The sequence below is a fragment of the Mycobacterium neumannii genome, assembly GCF_048452905.1.
GTDB classification, from domain to species: Bacteria; Actinomycetota; Actinomycetes; order Mycobacteriales; family Mycobacteriaceae; genus Mycobacterium; species Mycobacterium neumannii_B.
On the sequence record NZ_JBCGVF010000001.1, the window covers coordinates 737,860 to 757,682 of the forward strand.

At 67.5% G+C, this 19,823-nt stretch carries 22 protein-coding genes; 6 read left to right on the forward strand and 16 right to left on the reverse strand.

The window, feature by feature from the left end:
* Window position 1: 1 nt before the first annotated feature.
* From AAHH99_RS03615 to AAHH99_RS03650, 8 genes are all read right to left on the reverse strand, one after another.
* On the reverse strand, window positions 2-487 hold the full coding sequence (locus tag AAHH99_RS03615) for a DUF456 domain-containing protein (protein WP_418767405.1): 486 nt from the start codon (window positions 485-487) through the stop codon (window positions 2-4).
* 9 nt (window positions 488-496) lie between these two features.
* Window positions 497-1,237: a methyltransferase domain-containing protein gene (locus AAHH99_RS03620; RefSeq protein WP_418767406.1), complete on the reverse strand. Its 741-nt coding sequence runs from the start codon at window positions 1,235-1,237 to the stop codon at window positions 497-499.
* 23 nt (window positions 1,238-1,260) lie between these two features.
* A complete protein-coding gene (locus tag AAHH99_RS03625; RefSeq protein WP_418767407.1) occupies window positions 1,261-1,971 on the reverse strand; it encodes a haloacid dehalogenase type II in 711 nt (236 codons plus the stop codon).
* Window positions 1,968-2,939 carry an NADPH:quinone oxidoreductase family protein gene (locus tag AAHH99_RS03630; protein WP_418767408.1) on the reverse strand — a complete coding sequence of 324 codons (972 nt, stop codon included), beginning with the start codon at window positions 2,937-2,939 and terminating at the stop codon, window positions 1,968-1,970. Before AAHH99_RS03630 ends, AAHH99_RS03625 begins: the two co-directional genes overlap by 4 nt.
* Window positions 2,940-2,944: 5 nt before the next feature.
* Window positions 2,945-3,808, reverse strand: coding sequence for an SDR family oxidoreductase (locus tag AAHH99_RS03635; RefSeq protein ID WP_418767409.1), 864 nt, complete (start codon window positions 3,806-3,808; stop codon window positions 2,945-2,947).
* A 72-nt stretch (window positions 3,809-3,880) separates the two neighbouring features.
* Entirely contained in the window at window positions 3,881-5,281 is a 1,401-nt protein-coding gene (locus tag AAHH99_RS03640; RefSeq protein WP_418767410.1) for an aldehyde dehydrogenase family protein, read from the reverse strand.
* Between the two features lie 70 nt (window positions 5,282-5,351).
* The gene (locus AAHH99_RS03645) at window positions 5,352-6,287 is read right to left on the reverse strand and encodes a class I SAM-dependent methyltransferase (protein ID WP_418767411.1); all 936 of its coding nucleotides are present in this window, start codon (window positions 6,285-6,287) and stop codon (window positions 5,352-5,354) included.
* 53 nt (window positions 6,288-6,340) lie between these two features.
* Window positions 6,341-6,976 (reverse strand): TetR/AcrR family transcriptional regulator, encoded by a 636-nt coding sequence (locus AAHH99_RS03650; RefSeq protein WP_418767412.1) that lies wholly within the window; start codon window positions 6,974-6,976, stop codon window positions 6,341-6,343.
* A gap of 145 nt (window positions 6,977-7,121) precedes the next feature.
* Here AAHH99_RS03650 and AAHH99_RS03655 point away from each other — a divergent pair, with 145 nt between their 5' ends.
* Complete coding sequence (locus AAHH99_RS03655) at window positions 7,122-7,688, forward strand: TetR/AcrR family transcriptional regulator (RefSeq protein ID WP_418767413.1); 567 nt, start codon at window positions 7,122-7,124, stop codon at window positions 7,686-7,688.
* 14 nt (window positions 7,689-7,702) lie between these two features.
* The gene (locus tag AAHH99_RS03660) at window positions 7,703-9,871 is read left to right on the forward strand and encodes an FUSC family protein (RefSeq protein WP_418767414.1); all 2,169 of its coding nucleotides are present in this window, start codon (window positions 7,703-7,705) and stop codon (window positions 9,869-9,871) included.
* On the opposite strand, the gene AAHH99_RS03665 is transcribed toward AAHH99_RS03660, so the two are convergent.
* Window positions 9,852-10,820, reverse strand: a complete 969-nt coding sequence (locus AAHH99_RS03665) for a pirin family protein (protein ID WP_418767415.1) — start codon at window positions 10,818-10,820, stop codon at window positions 9,852-9,854. The two genes, AAHH99_RS03660 and AAHH99_RS03665, sit on opposite strands and share 20 nt — an antisense overlap.
* Before the next feature lie 91 nt (window positions 10,821-10,911).
* Between AAHH99_RS03665 and AAHH99_RS03670 the strand changes: the two genes are divergently transcribed.
* Window positions 10,912-11,181 carry a hypothetical protein gene (locus tag AAHH99_RS03670; protein WP_418767416.1) on the forward strand — a complete coding sequence of 90 codons (270 nt, stop codon included), beginning with the start codon at window positions 10,912-10,914 and terminating at the stop codon, window positions 11,179-11,181.
* A gap of 18 nt (window positions 11,182-11,199) precedes the next feature.
* Here AAHH99_RS03670 and AAHH99_RS03675 read toward each other — a convergent pair whose 3' ends face one another.
* Window positions 11,200-11,508, reverse strand: a complete 309-nt coding sequence (locus AAHH99_RS03675) for a hypothetical protein (protein WP_418767417.1) — start codon at window positions 11,506-11,508, stop codon at window positions 11,200-11,202.
* A gap of 283 nt (window positions 11,509-11,791) precedes the next feature.
* Here AAHH99_RS03675 and AAHH99_RS03680 point away from each other — a divergent pair, with 283 nt between their 5' ends.
* The 3 genes from AAHH99_RS03680 (at window position 11,792) to AAHH99_RS03690 (ending at window position 14,421) form a co-directional block, all read left to right on the forward strand.
* Window positions 11,792-12,091, forward strand: a complete 300-nt coding sequence (locus AAHH99_RS03680) for a hypothetical protein (protein ID WP_418767418.1) — start codon at window positions 11,792-11,794, stop codon at window positions 12,089-12,091.
* A 105-nt stretch (window positions 12,092-12,196) separates the two neighbouring features.
* Window positions 12,197-13,579, forward strand: coding sequence for an acyl-CoA dehydrogenase family protein (locus tag AAHH99_RS03685; protein WP_418767419.1), 1,383 nt, complete (start codon window positions 12,197-12,199; stop codon window positions 13,577-13,579).
* Between the two features lie 29 nt (window positions 13,580-13,608).
* Entirely contained in the window at window positions 13,609-14,421 is an 813-nt protein-coding gene (locus AAHH99_RS03690; RefSeq protein WP_418767420.1) for a DUF427 domain-containing protein, read from the forward strand.
* Here the strand turns inward: AAHH99_RS03690 and eccD are convergent.
* The 6 genes from eccD to AAHH99_RS03720 all read right to left on the reverse strand — a co-directional run bounded on the left by eccD (window position 14,418) and on the right by AAHH99_RS03720 (window position 19,761).
* Window positions 14,418-15,944, reverse strand: a complete 1,527-nt coding sequence (eccD, locus tag AAHH99_RS03695) for a type VII secretion integral membrane protein EccD (RefSeq protein WP_418767421.1) — start codon at window positions 15,942-15,944, stop codon at window positions 14,418-14,420. The genes AAHH99_RS03690 and eccD overlap by 4 nt on opposite strands.
* On the reverse strand, window positions 15,941-17,317 hold the full coding sequence (locus AAHH99_RS03700; protein WP_418767422.1) for a MinD/ParA family ATP-binding protein: 1,377 nt from the start codon (window positions 17,315-17,317) through the stop codon (window positions 15,941-15,943). Before AAHH99_RS03700 ends, eccD begins: the two co-directional genes overlap by 4 nt.
* A gap of 91 nt (window positions 17,318-17,408) precedes the next feature.
* A complete protein-coding gene (locus tag AAHH99_RS03705) occupies window positions 17,409-17,708 on the reverse strand; it encodes a WXG100 family type VII secretion target (protein ID WP_064394651.1) in 300 nt (99 codons plus the stop codon).
* Between the two features lie 28 nt (window positions 17,709-17,736).
* A complete protein-coding gene (locus tag AAHH99_RS03710) occupies window positions 17,737-18,036 on the reverse strand; it encodes a WXG100 family type VII secretion target (RefSeq protein ID WP_064394652.1) in 300 nt (99 codons plus the stop codon).
* Between the two features lie 85 nt (window positions 18,037-18,121).
* Window positions 18,122-19,417, reverse strand: a complete 1,296-nt coding sequence (locus tag AAHH99_RS03715; protein WP_418767423.1) for a PPE family protein — start codon at window positions 19,415-19,417, stop codon at window positions 18,122-18,124.
* A gap of 50 nt (window positions 19,418-19,467) precedes the next feature.
* On the reverse strand, window positions 19,468-19,761 hold the full coding sequence (locus tag AAHH99_RS03720; RefSeq protein ID WP_064417703.1) for a PE family protein: 294 nt from the start codon (window positions 19,759-19,761) through the stop codon (window positions 19,468-19,470).
* Window positions 19,762-19,823 lie beyond the last annotated feature (62 nt).

The window sequence follows — 19,823 nt, forward strand, 5'->3', positions numbered from 1 at the left end:
GCTACTGCGTCAGGTACACCCCGATGACCCAAACGACGGTGGCGAGCAACGCGCCGGCCATTTCGACACCCACCGATAAGGCGACGCCCTTGAGCGCGTGCTTCGTCGATAGCCACGCCACGCGCCGGTCGCGCCGGTCGGCCAGTTCGGCGAGGTAGATGCCCAGCACGAAGCCGATCGGCAGCCCGAGCACGGGGATCACGAAGAAGCCGACGACTCCGAGCCCCCCGCCGGCCACCAGGCTCGACGTGCGCACCTCGGCCTCACGCATCCGCCGGACGGGCCAGGTGTACTTGATGAACGCGGCCGTCAGCAGCAGCGCCGTCGCGACGCCGAGCGTCACCCACGCGGTGACGTCCCGCTCGACGACTGCCCACACCGCGATCGCGCCGAAGACCAGCAGCGTGCCGGGGAGTAGCGGTATGACGATGCCGACGATGCCGACCGCGATCGCCAACGCGACCAGGACGATCCCGCCGGTGCTCATGCGTCGAATCTACGGGTGCTGCGCCCGCACCCACTGCATGTTGCCGATGGTCTTGGTACGCACGCGTTCGAATCCGCGTTGTTCGAACAGGTCGCCCAGTTCATCTTCGGCGAAGAAGTGCGCCCCGCCCCGCGACAACCATCGCAGCGGCGGAGGCACGCTGCCGACCGTCGGCACCATGATCGCGATCCGGCCGCCGGGCTTGAGCACCCGGTGCATCTCGGCCACCGCCGACGTCGGTTCGGGGATCAGCTGCAGCACCGCCAACGATGTCACCGCGTCGACGGTCGCATCCCGGAACGGCAGCCGCTGCGCGTCCGCTCGCAGGAACCCGACATTCGGCCCGGCTTGCGCGCTGACCGCGCGCGCCAGCATCGGTTTCGAGATGTCGACACCGAGCGCCAACCCTTCGGGTCCGGCTGCGCGGGCCAGCGACGCGGTCACGTTGCCGGGGCCGCTTCCGATGTCGAGCGCGACGCCGCCCTTCGGGATGTCCAGCCACTCGATCGGCAACTGCCACATGCTCAGGAACCTGCGGGCGAATGCCTGTGAGTAGTCGTAGAACATCGACCCGGGGCCCGACGCCCACACGGCCTGGATCAGACCCTTGTTCTCGGGCGGTGACTGGCTGTGCGCGGCGTCGTCGAGCAGATCCAGGTAGCCGCCGCTGACGTAGAGGCGTGCCGGCGGTTCGGCGAAGAGTTCGACCGCCCGGCGCAGCGCCGGCGGCAGCGAGGATGTATCGGTCACGCTCCCACGCTACCCTTGCGATTTCACGTCCCGAGCTGGTCGGCCAGGTCGGCGAAATCGGCTGCCATGACGTCGAACTCGCCGTCGGCGATCTTCGACGGGCGTCGTCGGCCCGCTCCGTACTCCAGCGGCCGGTCGACGTACCCCGTCATCAGGCCCGCCCGCTTCGCGCCGCGCAGGTCGCTGGCGTGCGCGGCCACCAGCATCAGCTCACCGGGCGCGACGTCCAACAGATCGGCGCAGCCGAGATAGGCCTCGGGATCGGGTTTGTAGTGGCGGAACAGCTCGGCCGAGATCACGCAGTCCCACGGCAGCCCCGCCCGCTTGGCCATGTTCGTCAGCAGCGAGACGTTCCCGTTGGACAAAGTCGTGATGAGGTAGCGCGCCTTCAACCGGGTGAGGCCGTCCACGGCGTCGGGCCACGGGTCGAGGCGGTGCCAGGAGCGGTTGAGATGCTCGACGGCCGCGGTATCGACGCGCGTGATCCCCGCCGCGTCCAGCAGGTCGACGAGGATCAGGCGGTGCAGGCCGTCGATCTTGGTCCACGGCAGCTCACCGCGACGCACCCGATCCATTGCGGGTGGATAGCCGGCCCGCCAGTCGTCCGCGAAAGCCGCCCAATCCCGTTGCACGCCATGGGCACGACCGAACTCCTCGAGCTCGCGGATGACGCTCGAACGCCAGTCGACCACCGTGCCGAACGTGTCGAACGCCAACGCGCGCGGCGCCGTCATGGCTCCAGCACGACCTTGCCGAGCACGCCGCCGTCCGCGAGTGCCTGCAACGCGTCGGCGCCCTTCGACAGCGCGAAGCGCATCGGCGGCGGCGGGCGCAATCCCGCCTCGACGAGCTGTGCGACGCCGAACTCGAACACCGACTGTGATCCCGGTTTGCGGTTCACGTATTCGCCGTAGCCCACTCCGATCACCGCCACATTGCGCAGCAGCAGCCGGTTCACCTTCACCGCCGGGATACCGCCGGCCGCAAAGCCGATCACAAGCAGCCTGCCCTCCACGGCGAGCGCGCGGATCGCGTCGTCGAACGCGTCGCCGCCGATCGGGTCGACCACCAGATCGACGCCGCGGCCGTCGGTCGCGTCCTTGACCGCCTGCAGCCACCCGTCGGTCAACGGCAGCACGACGTCGGCGCCCAGCGACTCCACGAACTCGATTGCGTGCGGCCGGTGCACCATCGCGATCACCTTGGCGCCCAACGCCTTCGCGATCTGCACCGCCGCGGTACCCACACCGCCCGCCGATCCCAGCACCAGCACCGTCTCGCCCGGTCGCAGCGCACCTCGCTTGGCCAGCGCGAAGTACATCGTCTGATAGTTGCCCAGCAGCGCAACGGCTTCCGCGTCGTCGAGACCGTCAGGCGTCGGCGTCAGGCTGTCGGACGACACCGCCACCCGTTCGGCCCACCCGCCGAGCATCGACAGCGCAGTCACCCGCTGCCCGGGTTTGAACTCCGACTCATACGGCGCCGAGCGCACCACCCCGGCGACCTCCATGCCGGGGACGAACGGCGGTTCGAGCCGCAGCTGATATTCGCCGCGCAGCAGCAACAGGTCGGGGAAGCTGGCCCCGGCCGCACCGACGTCGACGACCACGACGTCCTCGCCGCCGGCATCGGCAGGGTCTTCCACATCGGTGTAGACCAATCCGGAGGGCCCGGTGAGTTCCTGCGCGACAAGCGCTTTCATCGAACTCAGCCGAGGCTGAACGTCGCCCGCTGCGCCGCCGACAGGTCGGTGATCTCGCCCCACTTCGCGGCGATGTCGTCGACAGAAGGAACCTCGGAGAAGGTGAGCCCCTCGTTCTGGAACAGCGCTGCCCGCTGGACTTTGCCGCCACCGACGATGAACACCGAAGCGGTGTCGGGCAGTTCCTCGGTCATCAGGTAGGCCACCACGGGCGCAACGTATTCCGGCGTCAGCTTCTCGAAGACCTCAGGCGGCAGGATGTCCTGCGTCATCCTGGTTGCCGCGATCGGGGCGACGGCGTTGGCCTTGATGTTGTACTTCGCGCCCTCCTGGGCCAGCGTGTTGATCAGGCCGACGAGGCCGAGCTTGGCCGCGCCGTAGTTGGCCTGGCCGAAGTTGCCGAACAGGCCGCTGGTCGAGGTGGCCACCACGACGCGCCCGAAGCTGTTCTCCCGGAAGTGCGGCCATGCGGCGCGGATCACGTTGTAACCGCCGTACAGGTGCACCTTGATGACGGCGTCCCAGTTGGCGAACTCCATCTTGTGGAATGTGCCGTCCCGCAGGATGCCCGCGTTGGAGACCACGCCGTCGACCTTGCCGAACTCGTCGAGCGCGGTCTTGATGATGTTCTCGGCGCCCTCGGGCTCGGCGACCGAGTCATAGTTGGCGACCGCCCGGCCGCCGGCGTCCTTGATCTCCTGGACGACCTGATCAGCCATCGCCGAACCGGCGCCGGTGCCGTCACGGGCACCGCCGAGGTCGTTGACGACGACGCTGGCGCCCTCCCTGGCGAGCGTCAACGCGTATTCGCGTCCGAGTCCGCCTCCGGCCCCGGTGACGACGACGACGCGATCCTGCACTCCTGGCATGGGGTTCCTTTCCACATTCCGCGATTTCGGTGTAGTTGGTTGCGCTGGCCGCCACCAACTACACCCGAATCGCTAAAACAGACGCTTGGCGAGCTTGAGAGCCTTCTCTGTATACGGGGGATAGATGAACGCGCCGACGTCGGGTCGGGTCGGCTTGGTCATCACGGTCTTCTTGTGGCTGAACTGCTCGAAGCCGTACCTGCCGTGGTAGGCCCCCATGCCCGACGAGCCGACGCCGCCGAACGGCAGCTTGTTGGTGGCGAAGTGGAACAGCAGGTGGTTGACCACCATGCCGCCCGCAGGCACTTCCTTGATCACCCGTTCCCGGATGCTCTTGGTCTTGGTGAACAGGTAGGCCGCCAGCGGCTTGGGCCGCGAGTTGACGAAACTGATTGCGTCGTCGAGGGATTGGACCGTCACGACGGGCAGGATCGGACCGAAGATCTCGTCGGTCATCAACGGTTCCGCGGGGTCGGGATCGACGACGACGGTCGGCTGGATACTGATCTTCGCCGCGTCCGAACCACCCCCGATCACCACCTCACCCTTGGTGGCGGCCAGTGCGTCGGTCAGCCGCCCGAAGTGCCGTTCGTTGACGATGCGCTTGCCGTCGGGGTTCTCCGACTCGAACGTCGTCACCGCCTCTTTGATCTTGTCGACCAGCTTGTCGCGGATCTTCGCGTCGGCCAGAACGTAGTCGGGCGCAATGCAGATCTGCCCGGAGTTGATCAGCTTGGTCCAGGCGATGCGCTTGGCCGCGACGTCGATGTCGGCGTCGGCTGCCACGATCACCGGGCTCTTGCCGCCGAGTTCCAGCGTGACGGGAGTGAGGTGCGGTGCGGCGCCCTCGTAGACCTTGCGGCCGATCTCGGTGCCGCCGGTGAAGCAGATGTGATCGAAGCCCTGCGAGATGAGCTCCTGGCTGACCGAGCCATCGCCCTCGATCACCGCGATCGCGTCGGTGTCGAGGTACCGCGGCACCAGTTCGGCCATCAGCGCCGACGACGCCGGGCAGACCTCAGACGGCTTGAGCACCACGGTGTTACCGGCCGCGATCGCCCCGATCGCCGGGCCGAGCGTCAGCACGAACGGGAAGTTCCACGCGCCGATGACCAGGACCGTGCCGAAGGGCTCGTACTCCACCCAGCCCCGCCCTGGCAACTGCGACATCTCCAGCAGCCGATAACGACGGCGGGTCCACTTGCGAAGGTTCTTCGCGGCATCCTTGGCCTCGCCCGCTGTGCTCGCGATGTCGGCCAGCCACGCCTCGAAGCGGCTGCGGCCCAGATCCTGTTCGAGCGCGGCGGCGATGGCCTCCTCGTTCTCGACGGCGAGGCGCTCGATCGCCTTGAGCTGCTGTTTGCGCCACTCGATGTCCCTGGTGCGTCCGGTCTTGAAAGTCTCGCGCAGACGGCGGACGACGCTGGGAATGTCTTCGGTGGCTTGTGCCGGCGTGGCGATGTCGGTGGTCATGGGGAGTCCTTCCTGACCCGAGGAATGCCCCGATCCTAACCAACCGGTTGGGCCGCCTAGAAGGGCTCTCTCACTCCTTGTACGCGATGACGAACTCGGAAAAGCCGTCGTCGTCGGTGTACTCCTCGGGAAGCACCCAGCGGTTCAGCCGGCGCATCTCCTGTTGCGAGGTCACCGCGGTCGACCGCCAGCCGTGCGCTTGGAGCCAGTCCGAGACGTCGGCGCGGTCGGGGTCGTTGTACATCAGCTCCGCGACATCGACGGAATCCTCCATGCCCAGTTGCGCGCGAACCTTCTCGAAACGTTCCCGCATCTGCTCGCGCCGCTCCTCGGCCTGCACCCCGACCGTCTCCACCGAGACGCGGCTACCCGGCGCGCTGAGCGCGGTGATCTGCTCGAAGAGCCGGTCCTGGGCATCGGCGGGCAGGTACATCAGCAGACCCTCGGCCAGCCACGCGGTCGGGGCGTCGGGGTCCAGACCCGCTTCCCGCAGTGCGGCCGGCCAATCCTGGCGCAGGTCGACGGCCACCGCGACGCGCTTGGCGATCGGCAACGCGCCCTCCTCTGCCAGCCGGGCGGCCTTGTATTCGAGCACCTTGGGCTGGTCGATCTCGTACACCGATGTCCCCGCCGGCCACTGCAGGCGGTACGCACGGGAGTCGAGCCCCGACGCCAAAATGACGACCTGCCGGATACCGGCCTCGACGGCATCGGTGAAGTACTCGTCGAAGAAGTGCGTCCGCACCGCCTGGTAATTACCCATGTGCTCGAAGATCGCGGCAACGTCTTCATCGGCGTCGGCGACCTTGACGCGGGTCTGCGGGTCGAGCATCACGTCCCAGATGCCGCCGCCGGCGGCCGCGACCAGCACTCTGGCGTAGGGATCGCGGATCAGCGCGTCGTCTCGTTCGGTCTCGGCGGCTCGGGCGGAGGCCACCATCACCGCGGTCGTGCCCACGCTGGTGGCGATGTCCCAGGTGTCGTCTTCAGTGCGCAGCGAACTCACGTCCGCCATGGTAGCCGAGAACTTAGGTAGGCTATCGAGCGTGGGGCCGTCGGTCAGGACTGCAGGCGCCACAGGTTGTTGGACATCAGCAGCTCGAGCTGGCGCACCACCGCTTTGAGCTCCTCGTGGCTGCCGACGAATCCGGCGTAGAAACCCATCCCCCACATCACCGCGACCAGCATCTCGACCAGCGAGTCGACCTCGGTGTCGGTGGTGAGCTCGCCGCGCGCGATCGCGTCGTTGACCGCCCAGGCCACGAACTCGCGGGAGTGCTTGAGCGAGTCGTGCTCCTCGTCACCGAGCTCCGGATGGCGCTGGGCCTCGAGCACAGACGTCACCAAAAATGCTGCGGCCGAACGATCTTCGGAGTCGGCCTGCATCGCCGCCGTGAAGTACGCCGACAACCTGGCGAGCAGTTTGGTTTCGTCTTGCGCGCGCGCTTTCCCCGCGCTGACTATCGCGGCGTTGGTCTGCTGCACGACTTCGCGCCATAAGACTTGCTTATTGGCGAAATAGTGGTTGATCGCGGGGCGGGTCAGATCCGCGCGAATGGCGATCGCCTGGAAGGTCGCGGCATCGTATCCAAGTTCGCTGAAAACCTCGCGCGCGGCTCCTATGATGCGCTCACGCGTCTCGGCAGCCTTCGCTGCGGGGGGACGACCCGGACCTCTACTCGCCGTATGCGGCACGGTCAAATTGTGCCACACGTCACTTACCTCTTCAGACGTCCGCTTCCCCAGAGGCCCCGACCTGCCTTTTATCAGCAAATTGCGGACTTTGCGACGGGAAATTCAACGTAGAGAATCGGCCCGACTTAGAACTAATGTCCACGTAATGGGGAGCGCCGTGTCGCGAGACGGTTACTTCGACGTGGGTATCGAGATCCTGTCCGACCTGGGGTACGGCGGCCTGAAGCTCGCGGAGGTCTGTCAACGCCTCGGCGTGACGACCGGCTCGTTCTACCACTACTTCCCGAACTGGCCCGCCTACACCAGGGAACTGCTCGCGCACTGGACACAGGAGCGCACTGTGCAGGTGATCGAAGCGGTACGCGCCGAGCCAAACCCGCGGCGGCGCATCGACGCCCTGTTCGAGTCCGCCTTCGACGTGCCGCACAGCGCCGAATCCGCCATCCGCGTGTGGAGCTCGCTGGACCCGCACGTGCACGAGGTACAGGTGGCGGTCGACCAGCAGCGATTCGACATCCTCTACGAGTCGGCGTTCGAGATCCTGCAGCACAAGAGGCAAGCACAGCTCTTCGCCGAGTGCGCGGTGTATGTCTTCGTCGGTTATGAGCAGACGACGTTGCCGCGCGACACCGAGGGGCTGCGATGGATCTCCTGGCAATTGCGCGAGGCCCTTGACGACGGTCGGTTCGCGACGGTTCCCGACGGTGATTAGCGCGGGCATCGGGGTTGTCGCTCACTGAAGTCGTCGCCCCGGTGTGGCGCCACGCGGAGAGCCGCCTGCGACGGCGCGATCCCGAACTCGACGCGCTGCGCCGTGCGATCCGGGCGGCGATCGTGCTGCCGATCGCGGCCGCGGTGAGCTTCGCCGTCGGCGGTGGGACCCAGACGCCGATGATCACGATCTTCGGTTCGGTCGCGTTGCTGATCCTGGTCGACTTCCCGGGAAACCGGCCGGCTCGCGCGCTCGCCTACTTCGGGCTCGCCTTCAACGGCGCCGTCCTGATCACGCTCGGCACCCTGGTGGCTCCGCATCCGTGGCTCAGCGTCGCGGCAATGTTCGTCCTCGGGGTGGTGGTGACGTTCTCCGGGGTGCTCAGCGAGATCATCGCCGCCGGGCAGCGCGCCACGCTCATGACGTTCGTGCTGCCCGCGTGTACTCCCGCCGGGCCCATCCCGGATCGGCTGCTCGGCTGGTTCATAGCGCTCGTGTTCTGTGTGCCCGCCGCCCTGTTCCTGCTGCCGCCCCGCCATCACGACGAGTTGCGCAGCGGCGCCGCGCGCGTGTGCGACCGGCTGGCCGACTGTCTGCAGGGCACCACCCCGGCCAAGAACGTCACCCGGGCGATGAACCATCTGTGGGAGACGTTCCTGGGTGCCGACTACCGACCCGTCGCGCTGACCGCCGGCAGCCGCGCCCTGGCCCGGGTGGTCGACGACCTCGGTTGGTTGTCGGACCGGATCACCGACAGCACGGGGCGACTCCTCGGCGATATGAAACACCCGCTGATCCGGGTGCTGCGGGATTCGGCTGCCGTACTGCAGATCTCCGACGTCTCGACCCGCGCCGCCCGCACCGCCGACCTGGACGCCGCGCTCACCGAACTCCGCGAGATCGCCCAGGGCCGCTACCGGGAGGACATCCTCGAGATCCTCGCATCCTCAGACGACGCGAACGCGATCGCCGTGGGCCGGAACCTCCTCGGGCGACGCACGTTTTCGGCGACGGTCGGGGTCACCGGCCGCATCATCCGCAATGCCGCAGCCGCCGACGCCCGCCCCGTGTGGGCCCGGGTGGTGGGCCGTGGCCTTCCCCAGACCGGGACGGCGGACTGGGTGATGCCCGAGACCACCGCCGTCGCTGCGATCACCCGTGGGTTCGTCACCACCCGGGCGGTGGTGTTGCGCAACAGCATCCGCACCGGCCTCGGCTTGGCGCTGGCGGTCGCCGTCACCCACCTGTTCCCCCTCGAGCACGGATTCTGGGTCGTGCTCGGAGCGATGTCGGTACTGCGCAGCAGCGCGCTGACCACCGGAACGCGGATGCTACGGGCCGTCGCCGGTACCGCGATCGGATTTCTGTTGGGCGTCGGGCTCATCGAGCTCGTCGGCGTCGATCCGGTCGTCATGTGGATGCTGTTGCCGCTGGTGGCATTCGGATCGGCCTTCGTTCCGGAGGTGGCGTCCTTCATCGCCGGGCAGGCCGCCTTCACGATGATGGTGCTGATCATCTTCAACCTGATCGCGCCGACGGGTTGGAGCGTCGGCCTCATACGCGTCGAGGACGTCGTGGTCGGCGCACTCGTGGGAGTGGTGGTGTCGGTCCTGTTGTGGCCGCGGGGGGTGGGTAACCGGTTGGGACGGGCCATCGACGACGCGTTCGCCGTCGGCGCGACGTTCCTCAACGCGGCGGTGCTGAGGGTGACCCGCGGGGCGTCGGAGGAGGCCGCCGATCGGGTGATCGCGCTGAGTCAGCAGGCGCTACGGGTGACGCGGACCGTGGATGATGCAGTACGACAATTCCTTTCGGAGAGCAGCGGCCCCACCGATATCCGCGGGCCGGCGGTGCGGTCGGCGAACCGGGCCATCAGGCTGCGCGCCGCCGCCGAACTGATCGCCGACGTCGTTCCCCCGCCCCACGGGATCTATCCCAGGACCAGAGAGGTGCTCGAAACCCACGCCGAGGCGATCTGCGCGAGGGTCACCGGCGGCGCGGTCCATCCGCTGCCACGGCTTAGCGACGACTTCGTGACGGCCCTGCGCGCCGAGGCCACCGACGACGATCTCGCTGTACCCGCGGCGCTCCCTTTGGTGGCCGTCGCCGCCCATCTCGGGGCACTGAACCTGCTGTACCCCAAGGGCGCACCGGCACTATCGGTCAATGACGGTGAGGCATAAGGGCGTTCGGAGGAATCTGTCCGAACTTGCCCGCCTGGTAGTCCTCGAGCGCCTGGATGAGTTCGGGCTTGCTATTCATCACGAACGGGCCATACTGGAACACGGGTTCGCGAATCGGGAGGCCGCCGAGGATCAGTACTTCAAGGGCTGGACGGTGGGCGTCCTGGCTCCGGTGTGCTGCCACCTTGATCCGGTCGCCGGGCCCGAGTACCGCAAGTTGGCCCTGGTGGATCGGGTGCGCGACGGGGCCGACCGTACCGCGTCCGGACAGCACGTAGACCAGCGCGTTGAAGTCGCGCCTCCAGGGCAGGTTGAGATGGGCGCCGGGTTGAATCGTGGCATGTGCCAACGTGATCGGGGTATGCGTCACACCTGGGCCGACATGGCCGTCGATGTCACCGGCGACGATTCGCACCAGCGCGCCACCGTCGTCGGACGACAACAGCTTGATCTGGCCGCCCTCGATGGCCTGGTATCTCGGCGTCACGAACTTGTCCTTGCGGGGCAAGTTGACCCACAGCTGGACGCCGTGGAACATGCCGCCACTCTCGACGAGTTCGGCGGGTGGCGTCTCGATGTGCAGGATGCCCGAGCCGGCGGTCATCCACTGTGTGGCGCCATCGGTGATCAGGCCGCCGCCACCGTGCGAGTCCTGGTGCGCGAATCGGCCGTCGATCATGTAGGTGACGGTTTCGAACCCGCGGTGTGGATGCCAGTCGGTGCCACGCGGTTCTCCCGGCTCGTACTCCACCTCGCCCATCTGGTCCATGTGAACGAACGGATCGAGGTCGGCGGCCGAGACCCCGGCGAAGGCACGGACGACAGGGAAACCCTCGCCTTCGAAGCCGCGCGGCCCGGTGGTGATCGACCGAACGGGGCGGTCGGTGTCCGACGGTCCGGCCGCGGTGATGCGGGGAAGAGTGAGCGTATCGACGGTGACTGCAGGCATATACTGAATAACCGGACTATAGTCCGGTCCATTCCCTTGCCTGTGGATGAGTAACTGCGGGCTGTCACACCCTGGAGCTACGCTTTCGTACATGCGTTCGGATCAAGTTTCTGATGTGCTCACCAGGTTGGAGTCGCTGCACCGAGAGCTTGCGAGTGTCCGGCTCGACGGGTTGACGCGCACCGAGCTTTACGCGCTGATAGAACAACTCCACAAGGTCGACAATCAGGTCGGGGCGCTCGAGCAGCGGCTGTTCGGCCGCCTGCTTCTCGACCGGAGCGCGACGCCTCGGGATGTAGCAAGGCGCTTGCGCATTTCTCCTGGAGAGGCGCAGCGGCGGCTGGACCAGGCGGCTTCTTGACCATGAGTGGGAGCGCGGTCAGTCCGCCTTGGGCTTGAGCGTCCATGCGGGGATCCAATGCGTGACGGCTTTCCGGCGCGCGCCGTAAGCGATCTCGTAGGTCACCAGCCCCCACCAGTAGCCCTGCTCGCACAAACCCCAGCACGTCAATCGTCCCTCGACGACCGCGTGCATCTGCAAACCGGCGGGGTTGTAGCCGCCGACGGCGTGCGGTTCGCGCGGAAAGACCGCCGCGAGATCGACGAGCACGGCGATCGGCGGATCGACACGACGGAAGGCTTGCTGAACGGGCTGCCCGTTGTACCCGATGCCCTTCAGCCCGCCCATCTCTCGATCATACGTTCGAACGCCTGGTTGCTGGACGCGGACCGTCCCGTGACCGCGAGCGTGCGGTCGGCACCACCGCTCACCGCGCCGGCAGTGGGCCAATTCGGACGTCCGAACATGAGCAATCGGCTGCCCCGCAGCACTATTCCTGCCATCCGGCAATCAATTTCTGCCATCGGAATTAAAACCTTTGACCACGTGGTTTCCAAGATCAGCTGCAGCTACGAACCGCGACACATGCCACGGCTCGGATACGAAACGAACAAAAGAAGAAGGCTCGGAAATGAAGAAGTTTGGTATCGCTACCGTCGCCGCTAGCGCCCTTGCCGCCGCTCTGATCGGACTGGCCGCACCCGTCCAGGCCGCACCATCCGGACCCGGAAGCGCGCAGCAGACCATCAGCGAGCTGGAATCGCAGGGCTACCACGTGATCGTGAACCGCATCGGTAACGTCCCGCTGGACAGGTCGTCCGTGGTGGCGGTGCGCCCCGGTCAGACCTACACCCAGACCGACAGCCTGGGCGTCGGCGGTGACCGCAACACCCGGGTGATCAACAAGACGATCTATGTAGACGTCAAGTAGCTCCCCCCGCGAGACAGGCCCCCGGATGCACCCCCTGGCATCCGGGGGTCGTCCATTTCAGCGAACAAGTGTTTCGGAATGCGCAGGCGTGGCTAACACACTGTCGTGGCCTTCGACCTGACGCCCACCGAGGCGCAGCACGACCTGGCGCGACGGACCCACGAATTCGCCGAAGAGGTGGTCCGTCCCGTCGCGCTCGACTACGACCAACGCCAGGAGTTCCCCTGGCCGGTCCTCGAGGAAGCCGCCACGCGCGGCTTCTACAGTCCCTTGTTCTATCGCGACCTCATCGGCGATCCGACGGGGCTTTCCCTACCGATGTTCATGGAGGAGCTCTTTTGGGGCTGCGCCGGCATCGGCCTTGCCGTGGTGATGCCCGCGCTCGCGCTGTCGGCCATCGGCCAGGCCGCGTCGCCCGAACAGATGCTGCAGTGGGCACCCGAATGCTTCGGCACCCCAGGCGATCTCAAGCTGGCGGCGCTGGCGATCTCAGAGCCCGAGGGCGGTAGCGATGTCCGCAACCTGCGCACCACGGCCCGCCGCGACGGCGACGACTGGATCATCGACGGCCACAAGATGTGGATCGGCAACGGCGGCATCGCCAACGTGCACGTGGTCAACGCCGTCGTCGACCAGGAACTCGGACACAAGGGCCAAGCGCTCTTCATCGTCCCCGGCGGCACCCCGGGCCTGGAGATGGTCCGCAAGCTCGACAAGCTCGGCTGCCGTGCCTCGCACACCGCGGAGCTGAAGTTCACCGGCGTGCGCGTCCCCGCCGACAACCTGCTCGGCGGCCAAGAGAAGCTCGACTACAAGCTGGCCAAGGCCCGCGAAGCCGTCGAAGGCGCCAAGCACTCCGGCTCGGCCACGCTGGGCACCTTCGAACAGACGCGACCGATGGTCGCCGCCCAGGCCCTCGGAATCGCCCGGGCTGCACTCGAATACGCGACGGAGTACGCAAACCGGCGAGAGGCGTTCGGCGCCCCCATCATCGACAACCAGGGGATCGCGTTCCCACTCGCCGAACTGGCGACCACACTCGACGGCGCCCGCCTGCTCACCTGGCGCGCGTCGTGGATGGCCGCCAGCGGTGTTCCGTTCGAACGCGGCGAGGGCTCGATGTCCAAGCTCGCGGCCAGCGAGGTCGCGGTCCGCGCGACCGAACGCGCCATCCAGACGATGGGCGGCTGGGGCTACATCACGGACCATCCCGTCGAGAAGTGGTACCGGGATGCGAAGCTGTACACCATCTTCGAGGGCACCAGCGAGATTCAGCGGGTCGTCATCGCCAATGCGCTCGGTGCCGCTGACGGGAAGCCCCCGCTGCACTTCGACCTCGAACCGAGCGGCGGGCCGTTCAACCGCATGTTCGGCCGCGGTACTCCGCTACGCGGTCGGGCCGCCGATGCCGCACTTTCGGCCAAGGATCGGGTGCCCGCGCCCATAATGCGGATGGCGATGAACGTGTTGCGCCCGCCGCGTAAATGACTCGCAGATAAGCAGAGAAGGGGTGCCCGATGGCCGTTCGGATGGCCGATCTGCTGCGCGGCAGCCTCGACGCCCTGCGGTACGAACCGACACCGAAGCGAATTCGCGTGGCCCTGGCCGGTGAACCGCTCGTCGACACCTGCGACGCCGTGCTGGTGTGGGAACCACGCCGGATCCTGCCGACGTACGCCGTGCCGGTTGCCGACCTCGCCGGGCAGTTGGTGCCCGCGGGCGCCGAATCCGGCGACGACGACGCGGATCGTCCCGGCGTCGACCGCGCGGTGCTCGATCCCACCGTTCCGTTCGGCACCCATTCGTGTCCCGGCGCCGAGTTCGACGTCGTCGCCGGCGAGGAAACGGCACCCGCAGCGGCCTTTCAACCCGAGGACCCCGACCTCGCCGACTACCTAGTGCTCGACTTCGGCGCGTTCGAATGGCGCGAAGAGGACGAGCCGATCGTCAGCCACCCGCACGACCCGTATCACCGCATCGACATCCTCACAAGCAGCCGCCACGTCCGCATCGAATCCGACGGCCATCTGCTCGCGGAGACGAAACGCCCGCTGCTGCTGTTCGAGACACATCTGCCGGTGCGGTACTACCTGCGGCGCGAAGACGTCGTCGCCGACCTCGTCGACAGCGACGCCGTCTCCTACTGCGCGTACAAGGGCCGGGCGTCGTACTTTTCGGTGCCCGACGGGCCGCGCGACGTCGCATGGACTTACCGCGATCCCCTGCCCGACGGCGAACGTGTCCGCGACCACGTCTGCTTCTTCGACGAGCGCGTCGACGTCACCGTCGACGGAGAGCGCCGGGACCGCCCCGCGACGCAGTGGAGTTAGAACCGCAAGTTGCGCAGCAGATCGTAGACGCCGGCGATCCACAGCAGCATCGGGATCACCGCGGCGATCGCGGCGCCGTCGAGCAGTTCGAGGATCCGCTTCGTCACCGGTGAGATCCGCCGCACGCTCGCCGTGGCACCGACGGCGGCCAATGCGACGATGCCCGCGAGTGCGTAGATCGCCAGGACCAACCAGGCCCTGTCCGGATACCACAGGCACAGCCGATCCATCACGCCTGTCGGGATGGCGACGGTAGCCGTCAACAGCGCCCAGGCACACCATCTTTCGGCATACAACCGGGACCGGAATCCACAGATCACCGCCGTCAATCCCGCGACGATCATGCTGTGCACGAAGAAGTGGCCCTGCGTCACAACCGCGATCGCGCCGACCGACAGCACGAGCGCGCCTGCCGCGACGAATCCGATCAGCAACCGCCTGGCCAACTGGCTGCGCTCGTGCAGGCGCGCCGCGGACTCCGGAACGGAGGCGATGATCGCCTGCCAGGTCGGCGACTCCTCGTCGCTGTGCGATGTCGCGACGGGATCGAGCAGTTCGTCGTTGGACACCGTCTCCCCCGGGGCCGGGATCGGCGGCAACGCGATGCGGGCGACCGCGACGGTCAGTTTGGCGGCATTAGTGACCACGATGAGGCCAAACGCGATCGCTCCCGTGGGCACCCAGTGCTGCCATCCGTAGCCGAAGGCCACCGCCGCGCCCGTCGCCGCGATCGACGCGACCGCCAGAAACGAACCCAACTCCGCTCTGCGGCGCGGCCCGCCGCGCGTGGCCAACGTCAACAACAACACCACTGCGGAGGCACCCGCGATCTGCGGTGCGCCCAGCGAGTCGACGCCCCGGGGAAGGGGGACCGCCAGGGCCACCGCACCCGCGAGCGTCGGCAGCGCCGCCGCCAGCAGGCTCTCGGCCAGGTCGACGTTCCGGTAGCGGTTGTTCGCCACCGCGCTACCGCCGAGCAGACCCAACCCCAACACTCCGAGAGCGGCCGCCCACCACCAGTCGTGCCCAGCGCTCGACCATGCCAGAATCGCCGTCGCCGTGACGACCACCGACACAAGCGGAATCGCAACTCCGACAAAGCGGTTCAGAGCCGAGCGGTCGAACTCCGGCGACTCGTCCAGCACCGCGATCGCGTCGATGACATCCTCGACGAGCGGGCGATAGCGCTCGGTACGGCTGACCGAAACCAACGTCAGGAGTGATCCATCGACGACCCCAGCCTCATCCAGCGACTCGCTGAACCTCAGCGGCGGTGCACCCGGCCTGGCGAACGCCCACACGCCCTGTGCCTTGAAGTCGAACCCCGCCAGCACATCCTTGGGTGTGTCCTCGAGAAGCTCGGCCAACACCGAGACGGTCTCGTCGATGTAGGTTTCGATCGGCGCCGCCGCAGGCAACACCAGATCGGTCATGCGCCGTCCGGTGAGGATCGTGACCCGAGTGGTCGACGGCCGCCCGGGCGTGACGCTCGAGGCGGATGTCGCTGCGGCGGTTGAGGTCACCGGCGTTCGAGCCTGTCGAAGTCGTCGGACAGGGCAGCGGCCAGCTCCACGATCCGGCGCCGGAACGTCTTGCCGAGCAGATCCAGCTGGATCTCGGTGCCAGCCGCGATGTGCTTGTCGTACGGCAGCACGATGACCCGCCCCGGCGGCACGTGGCGCTCGAACTGCGCGACTAGATCGTCGACGTCGATGTTCGGCTTGCCGGACACGATGTGGTTGATCACCACGCATGAGCGGCTAAGCAGATCCTGATATCCGTTCTGCCGCAACCAGTCCATGGTCATCGCGGCCTGTCGGGCGCCGTCGATAGATGCGCTCGCCACGATGACCAGGCCCGAGACGGTCGACAGCACGCCGCGGGCGGCGGGCTGGAACAGTCCGGCTCCGCAGTCGGCGAGCACGAGGTTGTAGTAGCGCGACACGATGTTCGTCACGCCCTTCCAGTCCTCGTCGTTGAACTCGCGCCGGGCTCCGCTGTACTCCTCGCTCGAGAGCACCTCGAGGTTCGCGCCGTTCATGCTCGTGTAGGCGCGAATGTCGTTGTAGCGCTGCAGTTCCTTGTCGGCGAGTAGATCGGCGATGGTGGCCGCGGACTGGCGTCCCGCCCGGTCGGCGAGGTTGCCGCCGTCGGGGTCCGCGTCGACGGCCAGGATTCGGTCGCCGCGCACCTTGCTCATGGCCGAACCGAGCGCGACGGTCACGGCGGTCTTGCCGACGCCGCCCTTGAGCCCGAATACACCGATCTGGTAGGAGTCCCTGGCGTTCCGGCGAATCCGGGTGTGCAGTTCCATCTCGTAGAGCTCGTCCGGTGACAAGCCCAGGTTGATCCGCGTCAGCATGTAGAGCACGTGGCGCCAGCCCCGCTGCGACGGCATCTTCACCGCCGACTTCACCCCGACATGCGACAGCGCGTCGATCGCGCGGTGATTGCCGATGGTGGCCGCCGACGTCTGCGCGGGCGGGGCACTGGCGAAGGCGCCATTCTTCTCCGATTCGGCGAAGTGCTGGCTCGGCGCGGGCGCGGGCGCAGGCCGCGGCGCCGGTGCGGGCGCCGAGCGTGGCTGCTCGAACCGTGCACCGGCCGGTGCGCCGCTCATCGGCACCCGCATCATCGAATTCGGTTGCGGCGGCGGTGTTGTCGACCGCGCGGCCGGCATCTGCGTCGTGATCTCGTTCTGCTGCGGCGGCGGCGCCTGTTTGGTCTGTCCGACCGGCACCGTCGGCCCCGTCATCTCGACAGGGACGTGGCCACTGGACAGGGGTGCGGGCGGGCGCGTGGCCGCACTGGTGGTGTCGCGATCCACGGCGTCGTCGTCGGCTGTTTGGACAGCGTCTCCCGCGGAGTGGAAAAGCCGGTCATAGTCTGCCGACATGGGAACCTCTCTATGTAGTCGCTATGCGAGGACACACACGCGGTGGGCAAGACCCCCCGAAGGTTGAAACCTGCCCACCCGCGTGCAGTTCCTATCCGCCGAACGAGCTCTCAATCATCTTGTCGGCCTGGAACATGGTTCCCCCGCTTCCGCCTGCCTCCTGGATGGTGGCGGCGAGTTGCCGGAGGGCGGCGTTGAGCTCGGCCGAAGCGGTGTCCCAGCGCATCTGCACGGCCTGGTAGGCCTCCGAGCTGGTGCCGCCCCAGACGCCGGCGAGAGCGGTGAGAGAGGCCTTGCCCTCCTCGAGCAGACCCTCGGTCCGGCCGACGGCGGTGTTGATCTCGGCTGACGACCCGTCGATCGCCGCGTAGTTGTAAACCTTTTCGCTCATTGTGTGTTCTCCGTTCGTCGGGTTGGGTTCAGAACTGCATCGCGGTCGACAGCGCCGCGGACTGGTCGCTATCCGTCGCGGCGTACTGCGCGCCGGCGGAGTGGATGTTGGCCGAGATGTCGTTGAGCGCCTGGACCTGACGAACGGCGGCTTCGTGGAAGCGCATCAGGGCGGCTTGTGCGGCCGAGCCGGCCTCACCGATCAGCTGCGCGGACAGGGCGCCTGCCGTGGACTCCACCTGCCCGATGACGGCCTGCAGCTCTCCACCGATCCGTTCGAAGTTCGCTGCCTCCTTGGCGAGGACAGCAACGTCGGTATTCATTGCCATGCTGGATACTCTTTCTCTCTTCCTCTGTCCTCACCATCGATGGCGAGTCTTTCCGGTCGGGTGACCGGGAAGTCGTGTTGGACGATCACCAGTCGTCGTCCTCGTCTTCGCCGAGGTCCTGGGGTAGGACCCGCGGCGCCGTCAATCCGTGCTTGCTTCCCCCGCTGGTCGCTCGCTGGCCCATCTGGCCCATCGGTCCGGCACCGCCTCCTGGGCCGACCGGTGCCAGCCCGGCACCGCCTCCGCCGGCCGCAGCGCCCGGCCCGCCGGCCATCGCGGTCGGCTGACCGATCAGGTCGGCCATCAACGGGGTGCGGGCCATCGTCCCGCCCGCACCGGGCAGCGACGCGGCCCGCACGAGCCCCGCGCCGGACGTCGCCCCCGAGCCACCTGCCAGCGGGTGATTCGACAGCGGGCTGGCCCCGACCAGGCCCACCTGCATCTTCTCGCTGCCCAAACTGCTGCCGAGCTGGGTGAACAGCGAGCTGACCTGTTGCAACGGCTGGGTCATCTGCTGCACCGGTTGCATCACCATCTGCATGCCCTGTTGCGGCACCTGCGCCAGTGATGACCCCAGCTGGGACGCCATCTGCACGCCCATCTGCATGCCCTGCTGGGTCATCTGGTTCGGGCTCGCCGCCCGCTGGGCGAGGTTCTCGGCCTTCTGCACCTGGCCCTCGGCCTGCTGGGCCGACATGCCGATCTGGGCGGTCGCGCGTCCACCCTGCAGCACCGCCGACTCCATCGAGGCCTGCGTGCTCACCTGCGCGATCACGGCGTTGCGCACGGCCGTCATCGGCGCCGACGCCGCGGCGTACCCAGCGGCGACCGCCGTCGCGCCGGCGGCCACACCGGGTATCACAATCGGCTTGGGGGGCACGATCGGTTCGAACAGGAGGTTCAAGGCGGTCTCGGCCTGGTAGACGTCCATCGCCCCGGCCGCTTGGTTCCACATGCGGACGAAGTAGTCGAACTCGTTGACCCCGATCGGCACTGTGTTGACACCCAGGAAGTTGGTGGCTTCGAGCACCGCGTGGGTGATGTGGTTCTGCTCGATCTCCGGCAGAGGCGGCGTGGTGGCCATCGCCAGGCTGTAGGAGTTCGCCTGCGCGGTGGCCTGCAACGCCCGCTTCTGGGCCTGTGCGGACACGGTCCGCAGCCACGCCACCATCGGCATCGTCGCGGCCACGACGCGCTCGCTGGCCGCACCACTCCACACCGCCGTCAATGACGCCAGGCTCGCGGCCAATTCGTCGGCCTGTGTTTCCAGCGAGATCGCCAACGCCTCCCAGCCCGCGGCGGCCTGCAGCATCGGCGCCGCGCCCGCGCCGGCCATCAGCCGGGCGGTATTGAATTCTGGCGGCATGGCGTGCCAGAACATCGTCTAGGTCTTCCCTGGTTCGTCGAGTGAGGGTGTGCGGTGGTCCGCGGTCAGAACGTTGTGGCGTTCGCGCCGTCCACGGCGGTGTAGATCCCGGCGCCTTCGATGACGGCCGCACCCATCCGGGCCAGTTCCTGCTGGGCAAAAGTGTTCATCGCGAGCGTTTCCACGCCCTCGGCCGCGAAAGCGACCGCCGCCTGCGCCGACACCTCATCGGCACCGGCCGGCACCAGTGCGGTGACCGCCGCACCGGCCGTGGTGCCCGCGGCGAGGCCACGGGTGCCGTTAGCCACGACCTGGGTGCCGACTCCGACCGCACCCGGATTGTGCATCAACGGTTCCATCTGTTCGTCTCCTCGTGGGTCATGAATTCAATGCGTATGAACTTGTGCACGCTCGGACGCCG